29 protein-coding genes and 2 pseudogenes are annotated in these 23330 nt (G+C 65.3%); 18 read left to right on the top strand and 13 right to left on the bottom strand.

Annotation, left to right across the window (positions count from 1 at the left end; all coding sequences use genetic code 11):
- Positions 1-78: 78 nt before the first annotated feature.
- From O4N75_RS01135 to O4N75_RS01125, 3 genes are all read right to left on the bottom strand, one after another.
- A complete protein-coding gene (locus O4N75_RS01135; RefSeq protein WP_269627576.1) occupies positions 79-537 on the bottom strand; it encodes a helix-turn-helix domain-containing protein in 459 nt (152 codons plus the stop codon).
- A complete protein-coding gene (locus tag O4N75_RS01130; protein ID WP_269627575.1) occupies positions 534-857 on the bottom strand; it encodes a hypothetical protein in 324 nt (107 codons plus the stop codon). Before O4N75_RS01130 ends, O4N75_RS01135 begins: the two co-directional genes overlap by 4 nt.
- A 373-nt stretch (positions 858-1230) precedes the next feature.
- Positions 1231-1449: a hypothetical protein gene (locus O4N75_RS01125; protein ID WP_269627573.1), complete on the bottom strand. Its 219-nt coding sequence runs from the start codon at positions 1447-1449 to the stop codon at positions 1231-1233.
- A gap of 26 nt (positions 1450-1475) precedes the next feature.
- Here O4N75_RS01125 and O4N75_RS01120 point away from each other — a divergent pair, with 26 nt between their 5' ends.
- Positions 1476-2387: a PDZ domain-containing protein gene (locus tag O4N75_RS01120; protein ID WP_269627572.1), complete on the top strand. Its 912-nt coding sequence runs from the start codon at positions 1476-1478 to the stop codon at positions 2385-2387.
- Between the two features lie 480 nt (positions 2388-2867).
- Here O4N75_RS01120 and O4N75_RS01115 read toward each other — a convergent pair whose 3' ends face one another.
- Complete coding sequence (locus tag O4N75_RS01115) at positions 2868-3611, bottom strand: PAS domain S-box protein (RefSeq protein WP_269627571.1); 744 nt, start codon at positions 3609-3611, stop codon at positions 2868-2870.
- Positions 3612-4244: 633 nt separating this feature from the next.
- Here O4N75_RS01115 and O4N75_RS01110 point away from each other — a divergent pair.
- The gene (locus O4N75_RS01110; RefSeq protein ID WP_348649514.1) at positions 4245-5714 is read left to right on the top strand and encodes a helix-turn-helix domain-containing protein; all 1470 of its coding nucleotides are present in this window, start codon (positions 4245-4247) and stop codon (positions 5712-5714) included.
- Here O4N75_RS01110 and O4N75_RS01105 read toward each other — a convergent pair.
- A pseudogene (locus O4N75_RS01105) lies at positions 5638-6417 on the bottom strand (IS1595 family transposase); the annotation flags it as partial. The gene O4N75_RS01110 and the pseudogene O4N75_RS01105 sit on opposite strands and share 77 nt — an antisense overlap.
- A 113-nt stretch (positions 6418-6530) precedes the next feature.
- Between O4N75_RS01105 and O4N75_RS01100 the strand changes: the two are divergent.
- The 6 genes from O4N75_RS01100 (at position 6531) to O4N75_RS01075 (ending at position 9609) form a co-directional block, all read left to right on the top strand.
- The gene (locus O4N75_RS01100; RefSeq protein WP_269627570.1) at positions 6531-6815 is read left to right on the top strand and encodes a DUF6471 domain-containing protein; all 285 of its coding nucleotides are present in this window, start codon (positions 6531-6533) and stop codon (positions 6813-6815) included.
- A 102-nt stretch (positions 6816-6917) separates the two neighbouring features.
- Positions 6918-7334, top strand: a complete 417-nt coding sequence (locus tag O4N75_RS01095; RefSeq protein WP_269627568.1) for a hypothetical protein — start codon at positions 6918-6920, stop codon at positions 7332-7334.
- Positions 7335-7560: 226 nt separating this feature from the next.
- Positions 7561-8178, top strand: a complete 618-nt coding sequence (locus O4N75_RS01090) for an NYN domain-containing protein (RefSeq protein WP_269627567.1) — start codon at positions 7561-7563, stop codon at positions 8176-8178.
- A 208-nt stretch (positions 8179-8386) separates the two neighbouring features.
- Entirely contained in the window at positions 8387-8806 is a 420-nt protein-coding gene (locus O4N75_RS01085; RefSeq protein ID WP_269627566.1) for a hypothetical protein, read from the top strand.
- 1 nt (position 8807) lies between these two features.
- Entirely contained in the window at positions 8808-9167 is a 360-nt protein-coding gene (locus O4N75_RS01080; protein WP_269627565.1) for a hypothetical protein, read from the top strand.
- A 136-nt stretch (positions 9168-9303) separates the two neighbouring features.
- Complete coding sequence (locus O4N75_RS01075; protein WP_269627563.1) at positions 9304-9609, top strand: hypothetical protein; 306 nt, start codon at positions 9304-9306, stop codon at positions 9607-9609.
- Here O4N75_RS01075 and O4N75_RS01070 read toward each other — a convergent pair.
- Positions 9606-9869, bottom strand: coding sequence for a helix-turn-helix transcriptional regulator (locus tag O4N75_RS01070; protein WP_269627562.1), 264 nt, complete (start codon positions 9867-9869; stop codon positions 9606-9608). The two genes, O4N75_RS01075 and O4N75_RS01070, sit on opposite strands and share 4 nt — an antisense overlap.
- Before the next feature lie 77 nt (positions 9870-9946).
- Here O4N75_RS01070 and O4N75_RS01065 point away from each other — a divergent pair, with 77 nt between their 5' ends.
- Together O4N75_RS01065 and O4N75_RS01060 are read left to right on the top strand one after the other, a co-directional pair.
- Positions 9947-10486, top strand: coding sequence for a hypothetical protein (locus tag O4N75_RS01065; protein WP_269627561.1), 540 nt, complete (start codon positions 9947-9949; stop codon positions 10484-10486).
- Positions 10487-10773: 287 nt separating this feature from the next.
- Complete coding sequence (locus tag O4N75_RS01060; protein ID WP_269627560.1) at positions 10774-11124, top strand: hypothetical protein; 351 nt, start codon at positions 10774-10776, stop codon at positions 11122-11124.
- Between the two features lie 53 nt (positions 11125-11177).
- On the opposite strand, the gene O4N75_RS01055 is transcribed toward O4N75_RS01060, so the two are convergent.
- A complete protein-coding gene (locus O4N75_RS01055; RefSeq protein WP_269627559.1) occupies positions 11178-11378 on the bottom strand; it encodes a hypothetical protein in 201 nt (66 codons plus the stop codon).
- Positions 11375-11836 (bottom strand): hypothetical protein, encoded by a 462-nt coding sequence (locus tag O4N75_RS01050; RefSeq protein ID WP_269627558.1) that lies wholly within the window; start codon positions 11834-11836, stop codon positions 11375-11377. The genes O4N75_RS01055 and O4N75_RS01050 overlap by 4 nt, the downstream gene beginning before the upstream one ends.
- 67 nt (positions 11837-11903) lie before the next feature.
- Between O4N75_RS01050 and O4N75_RS01045 the strand changes: the two are divergent.
- Both O4N75_RS01045 and O4N75_RS01040 read left to right on the top strand, forming a co-directional pair.
- A pseudogene (locus tag O4N75_RS01045) lies at positions 11904-12536 on the top strand (ATP-binding protein); the annotation flags it as partial.
- Positions 12537-12631: 95 nt separating this feature from the next.
- Positions 12632-12772: a universal stress protein gene (locus O4N75_RS01040; protein ID WP_269627557.1), complete on the top strand. Its 141-nt coding sequence runs from the start codon at positions 12632-12634 to the stop codon at positions 12770-12772.
- On the opposite strand, the gene O4N75_RS01035 is transcribed toward O4N75_RS01040, so the two are convergent.
- The 3 genes from O4N75_RS01035 to O4N75_RS01025 all read right to left on the bottom strand — a co-directional run bounded on the left by O4N75_RS01035 (position 12750) and on the right by O4N75_RS01025 (position 14199).
- Positions 12750-13175, bottom strand: coding sequence for a hypothetical protein (locus O4N75_RS01035; protein WP_269627556.1), 426 nt, complete (start codon positions 13173-13175; stop codon positions 12750-12752). The two genes, O4N75_RS01040 and O4N75_RS01035, sit on opposite strands and share 23 nt — an antisense overlap.
- A gap of 84 nt (positions 13176-13259) precedes the next feature.
- A complete protein-coding gene (locus O4N75_RS01030) occupies positions 13260-13610 on the bottom strand; it encodes a hypothetical protein (RefSeq protein WP_267232140.1) in 351 nt (116 codons plus the stop codon).
- Between the two features lie 196 nt (positions 13611-13806).
- Positions 13807-14199, bottom strand: a complete 393-nt coding sequence (locus O4N75_RS01025) for a hypothetical protein (RefSeq protein WP_269627555.1) — start codon at positions 14197-14199, stop codon at positions 13807-13809.
- Between the two features lie 414 nt (positions 14200-14613).
- On the opposite strand from O4N75_RS01025, the gene O4N75_RS01020 reads away from it, so the two are divergent.
- From O4N75_RS01020 to O4N75_RS01010, 3 genes are read left to right on the top strand one after another with little or no spacing between them, the layout of a single operon-like run.
- Positions 14614-14994 (top strand): helix-turn-helix domain-containing protein, encoded by a 381-nt coding sequence (locus O4N75_RS01020; protein WP_267232142.1) that lies wholly within the window; start codon positions 14614-14616, stop codon positions 14992-14994.
- 46 nt (positions 14995-15040) lie between these two features.
- Positions 15041-16543 (top strand): response regulator, encoded by a 1503-nt coding sequence (locus tag O4N75_RS01015; RefSeq protein ID WP_269627554.1) that lies wholly within the window; start codon positions 15041-15043, stop codon positions 16541-16543.
- 39 nt (positions 16544-16582) lie between these two features.
- Positions 16583-18295, top strand: coding sequence for an MFS transporter (locus O4N75_RS01010; RefSeq protein ID WP_269627553.1), 1713 nt, complete (start codon positions 16583-16585; stop codon positions 18293-18295).
- A gap of 9 nt (positions 18296-18304) precedes the next feature.
- On the opposite strand, the gene O4N75_RS01005 is transcribed toward O4N75_RS01010, so the two are convergent.
- Together O4N75_RS01005 and O4N75_RS01000 are read right to left on the bottom strand one after the other, a co-directional pair.
- Positions 18305-18724, bottom strand: a complete 420-nt coding sequence (locus O4N75_RS01005) for a PaaI family thioesterase (protein WP_269627552.1) — start codon at positions 18722-18724, stop codon at positions 18305-18307.
- Positions 18721-19170: a PaaI family thioesterase gene (locus O4N75_RS01000; protein WP_269627551.1), complete on the bottom strand. Its 450-nt coding sequence runs from the start codon at positions 19168-19170 to the stop codon at positions 18721-18723. Before O4N75_RS01000 ends, O4N75_RS01005 begins: the two co-directional genes overlap by 4 nt.
- A gap of 498 nt (positions 19171-19668) precedes the next feature.
- Here O4N75_RS01000 and O4N75_RS00995 point away from each other — a divergent pair, with 498 nt between their 5' ends.
- The 3 genes from O4N75_RS00995 to O4N75_RS00985 all read left to right on the top strand — a co-directional run bounded on the left by O4N75_RS00995 (position 19669) and on the right by O4N75_RS00985 (position 23293).
- Positions 19669-20679, top strand: coding sequence for a ligase-associated DNA damage response exonuclease (locus O4N75_RS00995; protein ID WP_269627550.1), 1011 nt, complete (start codon positions 19669-19671; stop codon positions 20677-20679).
- 93 nt (positions 20680-20772) lie between these two features.
- Positions 20773-21639 carry a DUF4349 domain-containing protein gene (locus O4N75_RS00990; RefSeq protein ID WP_269627549.1) on the top strand — a complete coding sequence of 289 codons (867 nt, stop codon included), beginning with the start codon at positions 20773-20775 and terminating at the stop codon, positions 21637-21639.
- Positions 21640-21673: 34 nt separating this feature from the next.
- Positions 21674-23293, top strand: coding sequence for a cisplatin damage response ATP-dependent DNA ligase (locus tag O4N75_RS00985; protein WP_269627548.1), 1620 nt, complete (start codon positions 21674-21676; stop codon positions 23291-23293).
- Positions 23294-23330 lie beyond the last annotated feature (37 nt).

Raw genomic sequence — 23330 nt, 5'->3', positions numbered from 1 at the left:
CACTGTGATAGTTCCAGGGCGGGCGAGCCGATACGAAAAAGCCCCGCCGAAGCGGGGCTCAAAAGGACAACGGATGTTCTAGGCCGCCATTGGCATCGGTCGCCAATTGTCCGGATCGGAAGCGTCGATGTAGATCGGAGGTTCTCCCGACGAAGCCACCGACCACGAGGCCATCTGTTCCACGGCCGGCAACGCGGCCTCCACGTGTTGGAGCGCCAGCACACGAATGACGGTTTCGGCCGTCGGGTCGATCGGAAACTCGCCACGCTCCCATCGGCCTACGGTTTGGACATCCTTGCTAACCACCATCGCCAGCTCCGCCTGCGTCAAACCGAGCTCGGTACGCGCGAAACGAAGTTCACGGCCGCTAATGCCAGTCTTCTTCTTCGCTATGCCCTCGACGATCGCGCGCTGAAGTCCATCGACGTTATGAATCGTAATGGAGCTATCGCCCACGTCATCCTCAACGACTTCAAGGCCGACGAGAATGACGTTATCGAGGCCGCATTCGTCGTAGCGGTAATCCAGCCTCTTCATAATTCATCTCTCCATTTTACGTCGGTAAGCTTAAGCATGCAGCAGCCATCGGGGATTACTAGAATCCCCACGGTACGGCCTTCGCTGTTCGGTGTTGTGGCTTCGATCAGGTACTTGAAGAAGCCAGGTCGCGTGGTGGTCCCTGGATCCTCAAGGACGAAACCACGACGGAGGACATAGAGCGCGTCGCCCATAATCAGCCCGCGCTCGCGAAGCCGGTCCTTGACGGGCTTCACGAAGGTGATGTTCAGCGAAGCGCTCTTTGCGCATGCGTTGATCTCCTGCGTCGCCTTGCCAGTCGACCATTGGCCTGGTCCCATTTGTCCCCCGGGGTATCACAACTATCACTGTGATAGTTGGTTGCAAGTTAAATCCACGCAACGGTGCCGTTGCAGTCGTTTTTGCCTCTGAAAGACGATTGCCCAAAAGGGGTCCGCTAGGGCCGCCTAAGCTGCGGCGTCAAACCTCAAACAGCAGTTGGCAGCGGGTTAGCCGTTGCGGGGCGGCCAATACTCCAACGACCGATTGGGATCTGAAAGTGCCGTCGTGCGTCGATCAGAACGGCAGCGGGTCACTCTTCCCTCATGCACGCGAGCGGAACTCCCGTCGGTGAAGTCGACCCGCACACGCTATGGCAGCCTAAGTCCGAACTCGGCGTGGGGGCAAAACAAGGACAGCTCCCAGCTCAAGCTCTCACCATTTGATCAACACGCGCGAACAGTGGCGTCGAATTCGGTCGACCAGCCGCCGCCGCAGATGCTCTGGGAGCTGGAAGAGCGATCCAAGCCAGAGCAGGCCGATGGCGGGGCTCGCTTCAGAATGGCTATGGTCACACAGGAAGCAAACGTCGAGCCGGTTGTATGCGTCACCTGCGCTGGTGAGGCCTTCGTGGGCGGCGAAATCGAGCTGCATGTGGCGTCCAGTTAGGAGGCTGCGCGATGATCGCATTGTTCGGCCAGAGCGAAAAGCGCACCACTATGCGAAATTCTCAATTGTCGCGGATCGCGCGCTCGGGGAGTATCTGCGCGTCAGGGTTGGGGGGACGGATGCGGTTATTGGCGGCAATCTGCGCTGCGGCGCTGCTGAGCGGATGCTCTAGTGGCTACAGCAAGTTCTATCAGCCCGTTGATTATACAGGCCAAACCATCGTTCCTGAGCCAGTGATGGGTGCCACTCCCAGCGTCCAAGTCAGCACCGGCGACCCGCTCAAGGATGTCCTGATCGCGTTCCGCGACGGCTACTCTCCGCTCGGCCAAGCCAGCTTTAACGGTCCGCAGGAAGGCGCTCGCGGCGCCGTCGGGCAAGCCAAGAAGGTCGGCGCGACGCGCATCATCATGTCGGCTGAATATGCGAGCACGATCTCGGGAACGCTGCCCATCACGACCCCAACCACGACAACGACATATTCCAACGGCACCGCGCAAATCTTCGGTTATGGCGGGTCGGCAAGCGGAACCTACTCGGGCACAACGACGACCTACGGCTCGCAGACGAACTATGTCCCGTACTCTGTCGATCGGTATGATCAATCGGCGATCTTCTTGGCCCCAATACCACGTAAGGGCTACGGTTTACGCGTGCGGCCGCTCGATCTTGATGAGGCCCGCCGATACGGCACGAATCGCGGCCTCGTCGTCGTGGCCATTCGAACGGGATCGCCGGGCTTCCTTAGCGACATCTTGCCTGGCGACGTCATCCTTCAGGTGAACGGGCGCCCGGTCTATGATCTCGCGAGCTACAACGCGGCTATGCCGTGGGGGCAAGCACTCGATCTAGAGATTAGGCGAGATGGCGTAGTGATCCGAAAGAGCTTGCAGATTAGGCCAACGGGCGAGTGGCCAACGGGCTAGAGCGCGGCGCGGGGGGCCGGTCGGGTTGGCTGCGGGCAGCCAAAGAGGTAGTCGAACCCCTTAGGACGATCGCTACGGTCTGGAAGGCGGACTTGGCGGAGTAACAGGGCCCTGCCTGAAGGCACTCCCGCCCTTTGGTGGCGCCGGCACGCTTCCGCTTGGGCCGAGATACCCACCTTGAACCTTGATGCGGTGAGGGATGCTCTTGGCGGTCGCCCGGAAAGGCCACAGGCACTTCAGAATAGCCAAACCATCCTCCGATACGCTCGCTTCCTAGCTCGCCACCCCATACGGATCGAAAATCGGATTGATCCAACCCTCCAACCACGATGTTTCATCTACCATCTCTTTGGATATAGGCGTCGAGCCGCACGGAATATTTCCGGGGAAATCTGCGCTGGTATCGGGAGCGCCGCGAGCCATCGAATTAGCGAGCCATGCTTGAGGTACTGGCGCTGAATACGGAAATAGTCGCAGGCCTTAGAACTCCTCCCATTGGTCGGCACGCGCCTGGCCGGCCACCATCAGCTGCTGTATTCGCCCCTGAGCCACATGAACCGGATTGCGGCGTAACCGCTGGTCGCGCGCGTTCTGCTGAAGGTCGTTAAAGAAGCCTTCTCGTAGTCGCGGATGTCGGCCGCGGAATCGCTCGGGGACGAGCATCTCGACCGGCTTCCCGAGTAACTCCTCGCGCAAATAGCCGAAGACCTTTTCGGCCTGACTGTTGACCATCTCGATGCCGCCGGAGGGACGAACCATGACCATCGCGTTGGGGGCTGACTCGACGACTTGACGAAACCTACGCTCGAGCCGTTTTCGCGCTGAGATGTCGACAATGGCGGAGAGCACCATCGTGCCTTCATCTGTCTCAATGGGATTTAGGCCGATCTCGATCGGAAACTCGCTGCCGTCCTTACGCACCCCATACAGGTCTCGCCCCACGCCCATCGGGCGCGACTTCGGCCGACCGAAGTAGGCACCCCGCAGCTTGGGGTGGTCGTTACGCAGCCGTTCGGGCACGAGGATTTCCACCGGCCGCCCCAACAGCTCCGAGCGCGAGTAGCCGAAGAGGACCTCGGCCTGACTGTTGACCATCTCGATCCGGCCGGTCGATCGGATCATCACCATGGCGCTCGGCGCCGACTCCACCACCTCGCGGAAACGCGCCTCGCTCTTACGCAAGGCGCGTTGCATGTTGGCGGAACTGTCGTGGCTATCAGACATCAATCGCTCGGGTCTCGGCCCGCCTAACAGTGCGGACGCCCTTCCCAATCAGGGTTCGGCTGGTGAAGCGGAGATTAACGACGTCGCCGAAGCGGCCCTCTCAAGCGGCGCTTGCGGGGCGCGGCGATCCCCGGATCAAATTCTCAGGCAGGAAACAGGGGTTGCAGGGCCAAACAGTGCGGCAGTTCGTCTTCGCCCTTGGCAATCCACTTACTCATTGAAATCACGAATACTTATCCACCCAGGACGAAGAGGCGTGAATTCAAATTCTACTTTAGGTTTTCATTGCTCGCCCAAGAGGGCGTCTACGCAACTGCGCGACCGATTCGAAACCCGAAAGCGCTCCAGACCGCCTGAGACGACTCGGGGGGTGCCCAGGGCGAAGTCCATGGTAAGGGGCCACGCGACTGCGAATGTCGCCTTTGGCAAAAGATCGGCAGATCGGAGCAAAGGTCGATCCAGTACGGACAGCGAGCGCTGCATGGCCATTGGGCCGCGCGCGCGGTCAAAATCCCGATGGCGGCGGCCCGGCCGGGGCGAATGCGCCGCCCAATTTCGATCTGTCATAGCGCGCATGTTCAGCGCGCTAGCCTTCCATGCGATCCATGACATGGTTCACCCAGGCGGGAGGCGATGGGCGTGATAGATCGGGAGCCTGAAGGCTCGGGGGAGATTTCCCATTTCGTTCGTGGGTCGGTGTTGATCGCGATCTCCCAAGTCGCGGTCGGTCTGGCGATGGATTGGCGAGCCATTCGCGACGAACTCGCAATCCCCGCGGAGTTCATGGACCCTCTCGCCAAAATTCCAGCTCAGGTGGCGGGTGAGGCGCTAAACCTGCTGGCAGCGCGCTCCGGAAGGCGGGATTTGGGTTTGCGGGCCGCCGAACAGATTGAGAAGAGCATGGGCTCGCCCGTGGTCGTTCCTCAATTGCAGTACGGCCTGCGCGCGCAACCGACAGTGGCCGACGTGATTAAATTTTACGCGCGCAATGCGCATTTGCAGAACAATACTGAATGGAACCATGTAGAGGAGGTCGGCCAGTTCTTAATCTTGAAGCGCGGCTTGAAAATGCAGGCGCTAGCGAGCAATCCTTTCTTTATCGACCTGAACCTCGCCAACTCGGCGATCTTCCTTCGAGGACTTCTGGGACGAGATTGGCGGCCATACAAGACCTGTTTCTCAAGGCCGAGGCCCGCGGATGAGACGCCTTATCGGGAGATTTTTGGCTCCGTTGAATTCGATCGCGAGTTTGATGGGCACATCTTCGACAAGAGCCAACCCTACATAGCTCCGCTTAGCGATCCAGAGAGCTTGGACCGCATCGAGAAGGTCATCTCGGCGCGATCCGCAAGTCCGTCGATCTCGCTCGACGACATTCGAGATTTGACGGCCAGAATGCTGCCGGACGGCGAGTGCACCCTTGAGCGCCTTTCGGCAGCGCTTGGTGTGGAGCGTCGCACCGCGCAGCGACGCCTAAAGGCTCACGGGCTCACCTTCTCCGAACTGATCGACCGATCGCGCATGGAGGCCGTCGAGATTCTCATCCGCCGGGAAGACCATACGCTCACCCGCTTGGTGTCTGAGCTGGGCTTTTCCAGCATCAGCACATTCTCGCGCTGGTTCCGGCAGTCCTACGGGATGACCGCGTCGGACTATCGAAAGCGACGCGTGGGAGCCACCGAAGCCGAACGGCTGTCCGCACTGATGAGCCGGACTCGCGACATGGTGCTCGGCGTGGGCGACGGGGGAACGATCCTCTTTGCGAACCCCGCCGCCCGCCGGCTGTGTCAGACGTCGCAAAATCTAGTCGGCGAGGACATCCACGGCCTGGTCCATCCGGACGATCACGGATGGATCGATGCCTTCAAGAGAGCTTGGGCGGCGAAGCCGCCCAAGCAGGGCGAGCCCTTCGGCCAATGCCGGTTCGCCACGCAGGCCGGCGACTATGCTTGGTGCGAGTATCAGCTCAGTCCGATCTTCAACCATGCAGGTCAGATCTGCGAAGTGCTCGTCGTCCTTCATCCGCTCGGGGACGCGAGTTCAGACTCTCCACGATGTTCGTGTGGACGCCATTCCGTTGCGACCACACCTGACTGTGGTTGACGTGATGCACCTTGTCGAAATGGAGGTGCAGGACGTTCCAGTGACCGGCCTCGTCGGTCACGACCGTCGCGCTGGGGTGGACGTGCTTGAGGATCGCCGCGAGCGCATCCTTCTCATGACCGACGACAAAGGTGAGGGTACGCCCACCTTGGCCGCGTTCGCGCAGACTGACGACACTCCGCTCCTTGCCGTTTTTCGGCGCGCGAGGGCTTTTCCCCTTATTCCCGATGTTACCGAGACGCTTCGATCCGCCGACCAAGGCGCCGTCGATCTCGACCACGCCGGTTAGTTGTTCAGCGGTCGCCATGGCGCCGAACACCTCACGCAGCTTGTGGGTCAGCACGAAGGCGGTTCGATAGTTGATGCAGAGTTCGCGGCTCAGCCGCAGCGCGGCAACGCCATTCACGCCGTTCACGAAGAGCGCGATCGCGGTGAGGATGTCTGCGAAGTACAGCTTCCGGCTGGCAAAGATCGTGCCGGACGTGAGCGAGAATTGCTTCTCGCAGGCCTTGCACTTGAAGATCGCGCGGCTCTTGAACTCATAGACGGCGTCAGCGCCGCAGTGAGGACAGAAAGGCTCTCCCCCGTTTTCCGCGAAGCGGACCGCCCGGAACGCTGCCTTGGCTTCGGGTTCGCTCATGCGAGCAACCTCCCGAAGACTCAGGGACCGCGCTTTGGCGCTGAGGAGAAAGTGTTGTCGCAACCCGCCTTTCCGTGCAGAAGCATCAATATCGATGCTTATGTTGCGGCGGCGGTGCTCACGTCAAGCGCAAAAGCATCATATTCGATGCTTTCACCCCAATATCGGCGCTAAAGATGCAAAATTGGACCGACATGCCGCACCGGATCATCCGCACGGAGATGACCAAGCGGGGGATCAGCTACGCTGAATTGGTCGAGCGGTTCGCCCGGATCGGGATCATCGAGAATGAGCGCAGCCTTCGAAACAAGGTCGCGCGTAGCACCTTCTCCGCCACCTTTATGCTTCAGTGCATGGTGGCGATGGACATGATGGTGCTGGATTTGAGCGGCTACGAACTGCCACAGCCGGCCGAGCCGATCCGAGCGGAGTCATCTTTTCCCGAGGTCTCAGACGAATAAGCGCGCGTCCAGCGCACCAGCCTCGCTCTCGACCAAAGCTGGCAAGCTTTGCCATCGCGCGCTATGGTGAAGCTGACAATTGGGGTCAGGGAGAGTTGCGCAATGAAGCTGCCGATGATCGGCGTAGTCTGGGCGGTGAGCGTCTTGGCCGTGGCCGGACAAGCTAACGCTCAATCGCGTTGCTACAGCGATGCCTACGGCAACACGACGTGCCGAGATGGAAATGGCAATACGACCCGTGGCTACACCGACCCGTACGGGAACTCGACGTGGCGCGGCAGTAACGGCAACACCGTTCGCGGCTACACCGACAGCTACGGGAATTCGACGTACCGCGACAGCAGCGGCAACACCGTTCGAGGCTACACCGACAGCTACGGGAATTCGACGTACCGCGACAACAGCGGCAACACCGTTCGAGGCTACACCGACAACTATGGGAACTCGACGTACCGCGACAACAGCGGAAATACCGTGCGCTGCTATCGAGACGCTTACGGAAATTCGACCTGCCGGTAGCCGATCGACATCCCTCGGGTTGAACAGGCGTCCGGGCGGGAAATGGAGTTGCGTTGACGCTACAACCGCTGGTACGAATTTCTTGACAGCGGCGGGTCGGAGGGCTACTTTAAAGGCCTTACTTATGGACCTCGGCGTTCCTTGGGACGTCGAGAGACTTATTTTCAAAGAGCCGCCTGTCACAGGGCGGCTTTTTTCATGGCCGCGACATGGGGTGGGCTAACGAATGGCGGCGTGCGCAGTATTCTTTGATGCGGGCTATATCGAGAAGGTGCTTCTGCGGGAGCATCCGGGCAAGCGCATCGACTATGCAAAACTGGCTGCGAAGATGGCTGGCGACGAAGCCCTTCTGCGATCCTACTACTACAATTGCCTGCCCTATCAGAGCGATCCTCCAACACAGGAGGAGAAGGCCGCCTACGATAGGAAGGTCAAGTTCGTGGACGCGCTTAGGTATCTGCCGCGTTTCGAAGTTCGACTTGGAAAGCTCGCCAAGGTTGGCGTGGGCCAGAATGGACGGCCGATCTTCCAGCAGAAGCGGGTTGATCTGATGCTAGGCGTTGACATGGCCCTGCTCGCGGCGAAGGGAAAAGTCACGTCAATTGCCATCTTCACTGGTGACAGCGATGTTATTCCAGCGGTTGAAGTCGTGAAGCAAGAGGGCGTGGTGGTTCATCTTTGGCATGGATCAATGGCGGCTGGTGCTGCCAATCCTCCCAGCAGAGACCTACATCAAATGTGCGACGAGCGCTTCGATGTCGCGACAGTCATCGACGACATCCTCATGGAGCGTAAGCAAGCTGAACCCGAAGCGGCAGCGGCTGAAAAGATGCTGGCCGAATAACACCGGTCGCTCACGTCTTTTGGTTAAGTCCTAGGGAGAGGCGCACGTGAAGACGACCCAAGGTACTCTGCGCGTTTCGACAGCCTCTCGACTTCTCGCCGTAATCGCATCGGCCGGATCATTGGCGGCTTGCGGTCAAGATAGTCGAGTAAGTGCTCCGACAGCGACAGCAACCCCGGTAGCCATTCAAGCCGCCGTAATGAGTTGCATGAGCGACGACACCCCCCACCTCATGGGTCTCGCGGAAGCTGGCGCGGTCGACCCGGACTACGCCGCCAACGCACGCGCCAACGCGCAACGATGCAAAGCCGCAATCACTAAACTGCGCCGAATGAAGGCGCCGACTGAATGCATCCAAACGGCCGAGCAGATTGAAACGCTTCAGTGGGCGCTCAGCACCGCGCTCTCCGGCCAGAGAACCAATGCGTCGGATCGTGGCTTGATGACAACGATGGACCTGGCCGCGTCCTGCGCCGAGGTCGCCCGCTTCCCCAAAGTCGCGCCGTCCGCAGAGGTGGAAGCCGCCGCAGAATCCGCACAGGAAGCTGCCGATGCCGCACAGGCAGCCGCCGAGGCCGCGTCCGATGCGATGAAGGCGGCGACCGCCGCCAGCCGGGCGGCCCACTAGCATGAGCTTCTTCGATCCTCCTCACGAGAAGATCATCGGCTGGTCGCCGCCCTACTTTCAGTCGCCGGCGCGCTTGCTCGTGCCGCAGCTCGACGCCACGATCGCCGAACTCGGAGTGCCGTTGTCGGGCCAGAAGCTGTTTCGCACCGCCATCATCGGCCGCTTGGCATTGCTCTCGGCCGAGGAGGCGCCTGGGGATTGGTCTCCCACCGCCTTACAGTTGGTGAAGGCGTATACGCAAAATGCCGACCGCTCGATTCCCAGCGGTTTCCGACATCTACTGCCCATCGCGACCGAGATGCTGCTGAGCGCGTTCGGCCGGGCGGTCGAGGCCGCTCACCAAAACTCCGGCTACGGGTAGTCATCGCGCGCCTCCGATCAGATGGAAACGCTTAGCGACCAAGCACGATAGTAATAGAATCCCCAAATCGGGGCGAAACGCCCCGGATGTAATTAGAATTGGTTTGTCCGGCCAAATCGTCAGCGCCTGAGGACACATGAACGCCTACGATCGACTTCCGCCACTGGCTAAGTTGCTTCACCTAATTCTCCTCATCGCGCCGGTCGCGGCGGCAGGAATCCTGACGCAATCGTGGCGGGTGGCGGGCGAGACGTTTCTATGGGGAACCCTTTTTCTTGGGGGGGCCGCGACGTTTGCAATTGGGCGGTTCATCCGCGCAATCATTAGGGAAACTGGCGACGAGGACTTAGACGCTTATCGTTTTCGCCGCGTATTCATATGGGCGTTCCTGCTTACGGGTCCGGCGGCGGGTATCATTGTTGCGTACCTTGCGGTGACCTAGCAGCGCCTACGCGTCGCCGTTTCGAGATCGCGGCGCAACAAGTCCGCTGGCTCAGCTTCCAACGCCTCGGCGATCTTCACCAGATACCTGAGCGAGGGGTTTTCCTCACCGCGCTCAACGCCGGCGATGTATCGCATCGCGATCTCGGCTTCATGGGCAAGCTGCTCCTGCGTAAGGCCCTTCGCCTTCCGCAGGCGGCGGATGTTCGCGCCGACGATCGCCTCCCACTCCATTCGCAGGATGAAGCAGGTGCCGCCCAACTAGCTCTAGGATCTATATTGCCCATTCCGTTTACCTGCGACGAGCAGAATAGACCCCATTCCAGGTGGAGGGGTTTATGGCAACGACAAGCCAAAATGATTGGGCAGGGAAGATTCTCGGGTTCTTCTTCGGCATCGGATTGCTGATGATGGGGACGTTCTTCGTACTGGACCGCGCGGCGGCGATCTTGACGCCGAAACAATACGCCGCCGCCAGGGCAGCCGAAGAGGCCGAGCAAGCAGCCGCTGCGGCGCGTCAGGCCGAAGTCCAGCGAGTAGCCGACGCCGAACAGGCCAAACGAGATGAAGCCCAGCGCAAGGAGGAGGTCACCTACCTCGCGGCGTCGGAGTCGTTCGAGAATTTTAAGGCGTCGCTACGCGACCCCCAAGCCGCTCGGTTTCGGGATGTTTGGGCGGTACGCGCCAAGGTGCGGGGCTTTGAGGTCGTCGCGGCTTGCGGGGTCGTCAACGCCCCGAACGCGCTCGGGGCCTATGTTGGCGATACGCCATTCATTGCTGCGGCGAGCTATATCTTCACGCCCGAGCACCCGAACTTCGCTGACCGCTTCCAGTCTATCTGCCTCGATGGCGAGAAGGTGATGAAGCTCCGCGACTAGGCCGAAACACAAGATATACGAGAACGTGATGCGAACGACCCACAATATGTAGGGGGCGAAGGGCGCTGAGGAGCTTGACTCTAGGGTTGTGGCGCCGCCTGCTGCGCGGGATCGCTTAGAATCGCGTGGGGGCACGACCACTGGCCGCGCCCCCACACGAAACTGGGAGGTTCCCGAACCAACCGATGGCTGGGCCTGGGAACATCGCCGTCAAGACTTTGGACTGTGAGTCCGAAGGGTCGAAAGGTCAAGGGTCCAGCCTCACATTGAGCCGGAGACCCTGGACCATGTTCCAGCAAGCCCAGCAGAACACGCAAGTGTTCTGGCAAGGTGCGAGCGGTCGCTCGTACACGACCTACCTACACCCGATCGGAACCCGCTATCGGCCGATTGCAGGCGTCTACATCGCCTGCCATCAACGGTCCGATGGACGCTGGGTCGCGGACTACATCGGCGAGGCCCAAAACCTCGATGATCGCATCGGCGCCGGCCTCCAAAGGCATCATAAGCTGGAACGGATGCGCCGCGCAGGGGCCACTCACCTCTGCACGCTCGCCGTCTCGGGCGGTTCGACCGAACGATTGGGGATCGAGCGCGATCTTCGGCATTCGTGCCGTCCTAGCTGTAACGACCAGTAGGGTAGCGCTGTCTCGTTAACGAGACCTGGGGCGTGACCGCTCAGTGTCACGCCTCATTCGGCGCGATCAATCGGATCAAGCAGCCGTTGCGTGATTAGGTTCCGCGCGACTTCCGCCGGCTCGACTGCTGAAGCGACAATCCGGCCGTCGCAGATGCCGATGTAGCCGGCATCGTTCGCCGCATAGGCGGGCGCGATGACGTAGGCTCGGCCGCCTCGGGTGAAGCGGAGCGGAGTGCGCCTGGGAGAGTTCATCGCGCAACCTCCCAGCCCTGAAGATTCCCGACCGAAGGGACGTTCCGGACGAGCCCCTTCTGCTTCTGCACTCGCAGGCAAGCGCAGACGCGCTTGACCATGATCAGGGCCAGTTCTCGATCATCGGGGTTCAGGCCCCGCTCGGACATGAGCCGCATGGCGATGTCGCGGGACGTGACGGGCTGATGCGCGTCTCGGAGAGTCTGGAAGACGATCCGCGTCACCTCGCCCTTGAAGGCCGCATGGCGCGGCGGGACCGGCTTCGAGCGGATGGCGCCGATGTCGATCGTCGGATTGAAGATGCGGATGGTCGCGTCGATGTGGTCGAGTTCGGCGATCAGGCGCCGAAGTTCGAGTTGATTGTGCTCGATCTGGCCGGCGACCTCAGCCCGCTTTCTGGTGAGGGCGTGCAGGACGTTCGGCTGATCGGCGTCGAAGGGGATGATCTCGTTTGTCATGAGAAAAACATAACGAGAACAATGCCGTAGTCACGGTGGAGCTAGGTGTGTTTGCTGCATAATGGCCGAGTTCTCGGCACAGGCGCTCGACAGCCTGCGCCAGCCGCTGGAGACCGGCGAGGTGGTGGTCGCCCGCGCCAATGCTCATGTCCGCTACCCGGCCCGCTTCCAGCTGGTCGCCGCCCAGAACCCCTGCAAGTGCGGGCTGGGCGGGGCCGGACGCGGGGCATGCGGGCGCGCGCCCCGCTGCCAGACCGACTACCAGATGAAGGTCTCCGGCCCGTTCATGGACCGCATCGACCTGCAGGTCGACGTGCCGCCAGTCACCGCCGCCGACCTCGCCCTGCCGCCGCCGGCCGAGGGCACCCGCGAGGCCGCCGCCCGCGTCGCCGAGGCCCGCGCCCTACAGGCCGACCGCGCTGGGACCGCAGGCCCGCCCCTCAACGCCCGCGCCGAGGGCGATTTCCTGGAGAAGATCGCCGACCTCGATCCCGCCGCCCGCGCCCTGCTGGCGAGCGCCGCCGAGGCCGGCGGCCTCACCGCCCGCGGCTGGACCCGCACGCTACGCCTGGCCCGCACCATCGCTGACCTCGAGGGTGGCGGCCCGGTGCGCCGAGCCCACGTCGCCGAGGCCCTGGTCTATCGCCGCGCCGCCGGACGCTCCCTCGATGCAACCCGAACCGCGCTTCACACGTCTTAGCTCCGCAGCAAGGGGGGAGGCGATGCCCGACTACTCGCATATCCTGATCACCGTCGACATCGAGGACCCGACCAACACCGAGCGAGAGCTGCGCCGTGCGCGCCGAGGCCCGCGCGATCGAGGCCGGCCTGATCATCGTCGGCGCCCACCAGCCCAACGCCGTCTCCCGGCTGCTCGGCTCCAACGCCGAGCGCCTGGTCCGCGAGTCGCCGGTCAGCGTGCTGATCGCGCGCTGAGCCGCCAGCGCAGGTGCGCGCCCAGCGCCAGGGCGATCAGCACCAGGTAACTCCAGAGGATCAGGGCGGTGATGTAGGCCCGCGCCCGCACGCCGCCGTCGACGATGATCGCCGCATGGGTGATCACCAGCAGCAGCTGGAACGCCGCCGCCGGCAGGATCCAGGTGCGATCCGAGCGCACCACCAGCCCCAGCAGGACGCCCAGGAACAGGACGTCGACCGCGAACACGCTCCATTGCGGATCGACCCAGTTGGTGCGGTTCTGCAAGGCTGCGGTGGCGACCCAGGCCAGCACGTTGGCCACCGCCACCACCCGCTCGACCCAGCCGCCGCGCCACCAGGCGTAGGTCGAGACCGCCAGCATGGCGACGGCCCAAATCTGTTCGGGCGGGGAACTGAGCACGAAAAAAGGGGCCCTCCAGGATGAGGGCCCCGATACTGAGGCTTACGCCGCAAAGTGCAACTTCGCAGCGCCCCGGATTGGGTGTCAGGCGGCCGGAGCGACCTGCAGGAGGTGGCGCGCCCGGGCCGAGGCCTCCGGAGGCTTCTCCATGCCGCCGTACATCACTGCGCCCAGGCCGATCTGGGTCTTGGCGACGTCCAGCTCCTTGTGGGTCTCGCAGATGGCGCGGCGCGCCTGGGCCAGCAGGGCGATCGCCTCGCTGGCGCGTTCCACGGCGCCCTGGCCGACCAGGGCCGACAGGCCCGCATCGGCCCGCAGGCCCGGCATCACACCCGCCAAACCGGCCGTCTTCGCCAGGGCGGCGTCGATGGCGGCTTCGGCTTCGAACAAACTCGCCGCGACTTGATCGGCGATCATACGACGTTGCTTGAGCATGAGAGGTCTCCTGGCGCGCGGCCGAACGCCGGCGCCTTCTGTGCGTGTTGAGTTTTCGGGGAACAGGGCTAAGGCCCTGTTTGGAAATAGGATTAAATCAGGTTCTGGAGCGCATGGAGGCCCGCGAGCAGGGCCCCGAAAGCCAGGGCCGCGACGATCGCGATCAGCCCCACGAGCCCCAGCCGCGCGAGCGGACCTAGGCTTCGGGCGGATACTCCGAGGCCATATCCGGCTGGAAGTCCTCGTCCAGCAGCGCCCAGCTGGTGCAGAGGATCTCCCGCAGCACCATTTCCGGCGGCTTGAACTGCGACATCTTCCGCAAACCGGAAATCAGGTCGCGGGCCATGGCCGCCTTCATCGGCGAATCCGCCAAGTCGGCGAGCTGGCGCTCCAGCTGGCTCCAGGTAAAGCTCGGGACGCTGTCCTCGTGGCTCGGCGGCGCCGGCCAGCGGCGCTCGAACGCGGCTGCTTCCTCGCGCACCCGCGCCGCGCGGCCCACCGCCGCCCGGCGGTTCATCGTCTCGCGGGTCGGGTGCGGGTTCACCACCGTACCCCTGGCGTCCGCCAGTTCTCGCAACCAGTCGCCCATCGGCCTCGCCTCCTTGCTGGGCTTCATCAGCCCACGAGACGGCGGCGGCGTCTGTCCTGATCGCGTCGTGTCCCGATCCGATCGGGACAGCGATTTCGTGATCGGCCAAGGCCCGCGCGGCCGCATAGCGGTCGGCGACGCCCAGCTTGCGGCGCGCCCGATCGCAATAGGTGTCGACCGAAGCCTTCGACATGCCCAGCTCGCGGGCGATCTGCTTGGAGCTGAGGTGGCGGTCGACGAGGCGCAGGCAATCGCGCTCTCTCGGCGTGAGAAGCTCGACTGGGTCCGCGATGGTCTCAGACGGTGCGCGCATAGGACGAATACGTTAGCGACTCGCGTTACCGGCCGTCTACTTGTTATGCTGCGGCAGGCTTAACGCCGCGATAGAATATCCCAAGCAGTGGGGAGGACAAAATGCCCCTCGACGACGCCATCGGTCCAGACCCTGTTGATATCGGCATCGGCGCCCGAATGCGCCTGCGCCGCAAGTCCCTCGGCATCAGCCAGGGAGTGCTCTCCGAACGGGTCGGCGTCTCTTTCCAGCAGATCCAGAAGTACGAGCGCGGGGCCAATCGCGTCTCCGGCTCGATGCTGGTGGCCATCGCCGCAGCGCTCGACACCAGCGTCGGCTGGCTGGTCGGCGAGGAGGGCGGCCTGGCCGACGCCGCCGACGAGGTGATCTCGGCCCTGGCCCTGACCGGCGGGGTCGATTTGCTGGAGGCCTTCGCGTCCATCCCGCAGGCCTCGGCCCGCGCCGCCCTGGTGACCCTGGCCCAGGAAATGGCCGCACTCTAAGGGCGCTTGACCGCCCGTTAAGCCGCGCGCGGTAAACCTAGGGTCGATGACCTACGATCGCACCCGTGACGCCCGCGTCAGCGCCGAGCAACTCGCCTCGCTCAGCCATGAGTTCCGCACGCCGCTGAACGGCGTACTCGGGATGGCCCGGCTGCTGGCGGGCACTACCTTGACCGACGAACAGCGCGCCTATGTCTCGGCCCTGCGCGAGTCCGGCGAACACCTGCTGGGCCTGGTCAACGACGTGCTCGACTTCGCCCGCCTGGGCGCCGACAAGATCGAACTGCATCCCGCCGACTTCGACGTCGAGAGCCTGCTGCGCTCGGTCTGCGAACTGCTCTCCCCGCGGGCCCAGGAAAAGGGCCTGGAGATCGCCTGGGCCGCGCCGCCCGGCATCGGCGTCGTCTACGCCGACGAAGGCCGTCTGCGTCAGATTCTGCTCAACTTCGCCGGCAACGCGGTCAAGTTCACCAGCCAGGGCGGCGTGCTGCTGAGCGTCGCCGAAACTCCCGCCGGCCTGCGCTTCACGGTCGAGGACTCTGGTCCCGGGGTAAGCCAGGCCGCCCGCGAGACCATCTTCGAGGCCTTCGAACAAGCCGACCCGCTGCGCGACGTCCAACTCGGCGGCGCGGGCCTGGGCCTGGCCATCGCCCGCAAGCTGGCCGGCGCCATGGACGGCGCGGTCGGGGTCGAGACCGCCTCGCTCGGCGGGGCGGCCTTCTGGTTCGAGGCCCCGCTGCCCCGCCGCCCGGCCCGGGCCGAACGCCCGCTGGCCCGCCGCACCGTCGCCATCGTCAGCGCCAACCCGATCGTCGCCGAGGCCGCCCGCCGCCAGATCGAGGCGTCCGGCGGCAAGGCCCTGGTCGCCGCCGACCTGCCGGCCGCCCTGGCCGCCAGCCGTCCGGCCGACGTCGTGCTGATCGACCGCGCCCTGGCCCCCGAGCGCCCGCCCGCCAAGCGCTCGCTGCTGGTCATGCTCACCCCGGACGAGCGCGGCCGTATCGCCGAGCATCGCGCCGCCGGTTTCGCCGGCTACCTGATCAAGCCGCTGCGCCGCGCCTCGCTGGCCGAGCGGGTGCTCGCCGCCCGCCGCGACGACGATCCGGCCCGCGCGGTGGAGGACGACCGCATCGCCCCGGCCGCCGCTCCCGGCGCCCGCATCCTGCTGGTCGAGGACAATCCCATTAACGCCCTGCTGGCCCGCACCCTGCTGACCCGCGAGGGCTGCCGCGTCGACCAGGCCGGCGGCGGCGAGGAGGCGCTGGCCGCACTCAAGGTCGGGGTCTACGACCTGATCCTGATGGACATGCGCATGCCCGGCATGTCGGGGCTGGAGGCCACCCGCAAGGTCCGCGGCATGGGCGTGCGCACGCCGGTCGTCGCCCTGACCGCCAACGCCTTCGAGGAAGACCGCCACGCCTGCCTCGCCGCCGGCATGGACGACTTCCTGGTCAAGCCGCTGACCCCCGACGCCCTGCGCGCGGCGCTTGGCCGCTGGACCCTCGCCGCCGACTGGACGCAAAAGCCGGACCACGCCAAGGTCGGCTGACGCCGCGGGCCGCCCCGGCGTCGTTCGGGGAAGCCTTAGATGACCACAGAGACTGAGGCCGGCGAGGCCGCCGCCGGCAAGAAGCCCGGCACGCTGGCGGCTCTGGCCGTCTATCTCGAGCGCCGCTCGCTGGTCATGCTCTCGCTCGGCTTCGCCTCGGGCCTGCCCAACCTGCTGATCTTCGACACGCTGTCGGCCTGGCTGCGCGACGCGGGCCTGTCGCTGGAGGTCATCGCTTTCTTCGGCCTGGCCACCCTCGCCTATTCGCTGAAGTTCCTCTGGGCCCCCCTCGTCGACCGCGCCAAAGTGCCGGTCGTCACCAAATGGCTCGGCCATCGCCGCTCCTGGATGCTGCTCTGCCAGGGGCTGATCGTGCTCGGCCTGTGGTCGATCGCCGGCGCCGATCCGGTCTCCAGCCTCGGCCTGATGGCGCTGTTCGCGGTGCTGGTGGGCTTCGTCTCCGCCACCCAGGACATCGTCATCGACGCCTGGCGGATCGAGGCCGCAGTCACCGAGAAGCAGGGGGCGATGGCGGCGGCCTACCAGTGGGGCTACCGCATCGCCATGATCGTCGCCGGCGTGCTGCCGCTGGCGCTGTCCGAATACGCCGGCTGGAACACCTCCTACGCGATCATGGCGCTGCTGATGCTGATAGGCGTACTCGGCGTGCTCGGCGCCCCGCGCGAGGCCCAGCACGAGATCCGCGCCATCGACACCGGCGACATTCCCGCCGCCCCGGCCCGCGACGGCGTCGAGTGGGCGATCCGCCTGCTGCTGTTCGTGCTCGGCGGGATCGTCCTCGGTTCGGGCCTGGCCGGCAACGCCGCCATCCTCGCCGCCGCCTTCGAGAAGCTCGGCCTGTCCGCCGCCGCCGCCCAGGTCACCGCGCTCTGGGAAGCCAAGCCCTGGGGCGTCTTCGCCCAGCTCGTCGGCGTCGTGACCGGGGCGCTGGTGATCTTCTTCGCCGCCCGTCCGGCGCCGGGCCTGCAGACCCGTCCGGGTCGCTATCTCAGCGTCGCGCTCGGCGAGCCGCTGGCCAACTTCTTCGCCCGCTACGGCCAGGCCGCGGGCCTGATCCTGGCGCTGATCTGCGTCTACCGGCTGAGCGACTTCGTGCTCAACATCATGAACCCGTTCTACCTCGACATGGGCTACTCGAAGATCGAGATCGCCGAGGTCCGCAAGGTGCTGGGCGTGGTCATGTCAGTGCTCGGGGTCGGGCTCGGCGGCTTCTGCATCGCCCGCTTCGGCCTGATCCGCTCGATGGTGATCGGCGCCTTCGCAGGCCCCCTGTCCAACCTGGTCTTCGCCTGGCTGGCGGCTCAGGGCCCGCAGCTCTGGGCGCTCAGCGTGGCCATCGGGGTCGACAACATCGCTTCTGGCTTCGCCGGCACCTGCCTGATCGCCTACATGTCCAGCCTGACCGGCCAGGGCTTCACCGCGACCCAGTACGCGCTGTTCTCCTCGCTCTACGCCCTGCTCGGCAAGCTGGTCGCCTCGCAGTCCGGACGCATCGTCGAGGGCGCCGCCGCCAGCGCCGACGCCGGCGGGATCTTCGCGGCCTTCAAGCCGCTGTTCGCCGGCCTGCCGCCGCAGACCTTCGCCAACGCCATGCAGAAGTCCGGCGTCACCCCCGAAGCGCTCGGCGCCGGCTACATGACCTTCTTCTTCTATTCGGCCCTGCTCGGCATCGTCGGCATCGTCCTGGCCTTCATGGTCGCCAGGCTCAGCCCTCAGCCGAAGGACGCGTAGGCTCAGTCCCTACGTCCCGCTCAGCAGGAAGTGCCCGCGCAGCGCCGCGGCCGGCTTGTCGCGCGCCTCCTGCCAGGCCTCGACGTGCACGTTGGCGATCTGGCGGCCGATCTTCCGCACGTCGGCCCGGGCGTACATGGTCATGGCCTTGCCCGGCCGCAGGTACTCGATGGTGATGTCGATGGTCTTGTGGACCTTGGCGCTAGGCGCGATCACCGACAGCTGGGCCAGCGCGGTCATTTCCATGAACGCCCCGATCACCCCGCCGTGCAGGGCCGGCATGATCACGTTGCCGACCAGATGCGGCGCGAACGGCAAGGTAGCGGTCATCTCGTCCCCGGCCAGCTCGGCGCGCATACCGAGAAACCGGACATAGGGCACCCGGCCGAGGAACTCTTCCAGGCGTTGGGCGGCGGCGGACTGGCTCATGCGGCGGGCGCCCTCTTGAGGATGAAGGCGGCCTGGGCCGTGGCGATCGGGTCTTGCGGGTCGGCGTCGTAGGCGTGGGCCCGCACGAAGGCGATGGTCCGGGTCAGCTTGTAGCAATGGGCGCTGGCGGTGATGTCGGCGCGCGGCGCCGCCGGGCGCATGTAGTCGATGCGCAAGTCGAGCGTGGCGGTCGAGAAGGGGGTCGTCGCGTCCCGCGCGGTCGAGATGATCGCCAGGCCGCAGACATGATCAAGAAGCGCGGTGACCACCCCGCCTGCGATGACGCCGGTGTCGGGATCGCCGACCAGGTCTTCGCGCCAGGGGGTAAAAATAGAGCCTCGCGAAGGCTCGACGGACAGCAGCTTGAAGCCGAGGGCGGAGGCCTGCGGCACGGTTTCCACCATGTGCCGCGCAATCTCGCGAAGGGCCTCGGGGTATGTGTTCATCCCCCGTCTTTGAGGCGCCTCCGCCTATCGGTCAACGTGACGGTAGGTCAATTGCAGGCCGGTCACTTAGGCGACGCCGGCGGCCTTGGTGAGGATCGCGACGGCGACGGCCATCAGCGGAGTGGCGGCGAGAACGAGGTTGGCGAAGCCGTTGAAAGCGAAGGTGTTACGCATGGTGTTGTCCCTCTGGTCTGGCGTGGTCCGCGATGTCCGCGTCCCGATGAGAGGGGTATACGAGATGACACCTCCGAATACTCGTTAAGTCTTGGTCATGACCTCGATTTCATAATATGAATACTATGTAATGTTCGGCTTGCTGCGAAGTGTCGTTCCGGAAAGCGCGCAGCGCTTGTCCGGGACCCATTGCCGCCTAAGCTCGCCGGAAAGGGCGCGACCCTCGCAACATCCTGCATGATCAGGTGTTCATGGGTCCCGGCCTTCGTCCTGCGGCCGAAGCCGGGATGACACGCCGAGAAACCCGTTCCCATATTCCCAGCCATGATCCGGCCCGAAAGCCTGCTCTGCCCAAAGCCCGAGGGGCTCTACTGCGCGCCTGGCGACTTCTTCGTCGATCCGGTGGCGCCGGTGGCGCGCGCGGTGATCACCCACGGCCACGCCGACCACGCCCGCGCCGGCCACGGCACGGTGATCGCCACCCCGCAGACCCTGGCGATCATGGCCGAGCGCTATGGCCAGGACTTCGCTGGCTCGGTGCAGCCGCTGGCCTATGGCGAGAGCGTCAGCCGCGACGGGGTGGACGTCACCCTGGTCCCGGCCGGCCATGTGCTCGGCTCGGCCCAGGCCGTCGTCGCGTGGAAGGGCCTGACCATGGTGGTCTCCGGCGACTACAAGCGCCGCCGCGACCCGACCTGCTTAGCCTTCGAGCCGGTCCCCTGCGACGTCTTCATCTCCGAGGCCACCTTCGGCCTGCCGGTGTTCCGGCACCCCGACGCAGGCCACGAGATCGCCAGGCTGCTGCGCTCGGTCCAGCAGTTCCCCGAGCGCGCCCACCTGGTCGGCGCCTATGCGCTCGGCAAGGCCCAGCGGATCATCCGCCTGCTGCGCGAGGCCGGCTGGGAGCGGACGATCTACGTCCACGGCGCGCTCGATCGGCTGAACGCGCTCTATGAGGCGCACGGCGTACCGCTCGGCCCGCTGGCGCCGGCGACCTCGGACCAGAAGCAGGACTTCGCCGGCCAGATCATCATCGCTCCGCCCGGCGCCCTGGCCGACCGCTGGTCGCGCCGTTTCCCCGACCCGGTCACGGCCTTCGCCTCCGGCTGGATGCAGGTCCGCGCCCGGGCCCGCCAGCGCGGCGTCGAGCTGCCGCTGGTGATCTCCGACCACGCGGACTGGGACGAGCTGACCGCCACCGTCGACGAACTGCGCCCCGGCGAGCTCTGGATCACCCACGGCCGCGAGGAAGCCCTGCTGCGCTGGGCGCAGCTGCACGACATCAGAGCCCGCGCCCTGGCCCTGGTCGGCTACGAGGACGAGACCGAGGACTGATCGGGCGAGCCCCGCACCTCTGGTTGTGAAAGCGGCTTGCCGGGCATCACGAACCCGTTACCGTCGAGTTCGTCATCTTCGGCGGAGCGGGACATGCGATCATCGATTGTTGGACTGGCCCTTTGCATCCTGCTGGCGGGATGCGGCCGGCCCGTCGAGCGGGCCTACAAGGAGCAGAACACCCTCGCCGACGCCGCCGCGGCCGCGACTGACGCCGCCACACGACCAGCGGACAGCGTCCCGGCGGGCGCCCCCATGCTCGCCTACAGCTACGACTACGGCCTGCAAGCCTCGCCCAAGGGCGTGCGCACGCTTCTCGCCCGCCACGAGGCGGCTTGCGCCAAGGCTGGCCCCGCGATCTGCCAAGTCATCGGCTCATCCGTGAACGAACACGGCGAAGACCAGTTGTCGGCCGAGCTCAATCTGCGCGCGGCCCCACCCTGGTTGACCCAGTTCCGCCGGGGCCTCGCCGTGGACGCCAAGGGCGCGGGCGGCAGGTTGGTGCGCTCCCAGGTCTCGTCCGAGGACCTTTCGCGCCAGATCGTCGACACTGAGGCCATGCTTCGCGCCAAGATCACCCTGCGCGACCGGCTCCAGGCGCTGCTCGCCTCGCGTCCTGGGAAGCTAGCCGACCTCGTCGAGCTGGAACGCGAACTGTCCAAGGTCCAAGGCGAACTGGACGCCGCGCAGTCGGAACTGACCATGATGCGCCAGCGGGTGGCGACGTCGGACGTGACGATCAGCTACGAATCCGGCGGCGTCCTGGCGCCGCAGGGCGTCTGGTCACCCATCGGCAAAGCTCTGAGCGACTTCCTGGGCATCCTCGCCGCCACCGTTGCGCTGTTGATCAACGTCATCGCCTGGACCTTGCCCTGGTTGCTGCTCGGCGGCCTGCTGATCTGGGCGCTGCGCAAGCGGTTGAAGTGGCCCTGGCGGCGCAAACAGAAGCCCGCCGCCTGAGGCCAAGCTCGGCGTCGCGCGTTAAGCTGATCGCATGCGCGCCTTCGCCGAGCTCCTCGACCGCCTGTCGCTGACCGCTTCGCGGAACGCCAAGCTCGTCCTGCTGCGCGACCATTTCGCCAACGCGCCCGACCCCGACCGGGGCTGGGCGCTGGCGGCCCTGACCGGCGACCTCGTCTTCGACGCCGCCAAGCCGACCTTCATCCGCAAGGCGGTCGAGGCCCGGATGGATCCGGTGCTGTTCGGCTGGTCTTACGACTATGTGGGAGATCTGGCCGAGACCGTCGCCCTGGTCTGGCCCGCCCGCCCGGGCGCCAACCGCGAACCGGAGCTGTCCGAGGTGGTCGACGCTCTGCGCGGGGCCAGCCGCGCCGAGGTCCAGCGGCTGATCGAGGGCTGGCTCGACGCCCTCGACGCCACTGGCCGCTGGGCGCTGCTCAAGCTGATGACCGGGGGGCTGCGGATCGGCGTCTCGGCCCGGCTGGCCAAGACCGCCGTCGCCGCGCTCGGTCCGGTCGAGGTCTCGGAGGTCGAGGAGGTCTGGCATGCGCTCGCCCCGCCCTATGACGACCTGTTCGCCTGGCTTGAGGGCCGCTCGGACCGCCCGACCGCCAACGCCCCGGGGCGCTTCCGGCCGGTGATGCTGGCGCAAGGCCTCGACGAGGCGGTCGACTTCGCCAGGCTCGATCCGGACGACTACGCCGCCGAATGGAAATGGGACGGCATCCGCGTCCAAGCGGTCAGCGAGGGCGGCGTGCGCCGGCTCTACACCCGCACCGGCGACGACATCTCCCGCACCTTTCCAGACGTGATCGAGGCGCTGGACTTCGAGGGCGCTCTCGACGGCGAACTGCTGGTCCTGCGGGGAGGCGGCATGGCCAGCTTCGCCGACCTGCAGCAGCGGCTGAACCGCAAGAGCGTCACCGACCGCCTGCTGGCCGACTTCCCGGCCGGGATCCGCGCCTACGACCTGCTGTCGGACGGCGGCGAGGACACCCGCGCCCTGCCCTTCGCCCAGCGCCGCGCCCGGCTGGAGACCTTCGTCGGCGCGTTGAAGACCAGCCGCATCGACCTCTCGCCAATCCAGCCGTTCGCGACCTGGGCGGAGCTCGCCGACCTGCGCCGCGCACCGCCGTCCGGCGACCCCACGCTGGCCGAGGGGCTGATGCTGAAGCGCTGGGACAGCGTCTATGAGGCCGGCCGCCCGAAAGGCCCGTGGTTCAAGTGGAAGCGCGACCCGTTCCTGATCGACGCGGTGCTGATGTACGCCCAGCGCGGCCACGGCAAGCGCTCCAGCTTCTATTCCGACTACACGTTCGGGGTCTGGGCCGAGGCGGTCGACGGCTCCCGCGTCCTCACCCCGGTCGGCAAGGCCTATTTCGGCTTCACCGACGAGGAGCTGAAGGAGATCGACAAGTACGTCCGCGACCACACCGTCGACCGCTACGGCCCAGTCCGCGCCGTCCGCGCCGACGTCCGCCAGGGCCTGGTGTTCGAGGTCGCCTTCGAGGGCCTGCAGCGTTCCACCCGCCACAAGTCGGGCGTCGCCATGCGCTTCCCGCGCATCAGCCGCATCCGCTGGGACAAGCCGGCCGGCGAGGCCGACGAACTGGCTACCCTGGAGCGCATGCTGGAACAGATGGAGGGGCGTTAGCTCCATCCCGGTTTCGGCGACAGCCGAAGACCGGGAT

Source organism: Phenylobacterium sp. NIBR 498073 (genome assembly GCF_027286305.1).
In the GTDB taxonomy this organism is placed as follows: domain Bacteria; phylum Pseudomonadota; class Alphaproteobacteria; order Caulobacterales; family Caulobacteraceae; genus Phenylobacterium.
Note: the sequence above shows the minus strand (reverse complement) of the source record. Positions and strands in the feature narration are given on the sequence as shown.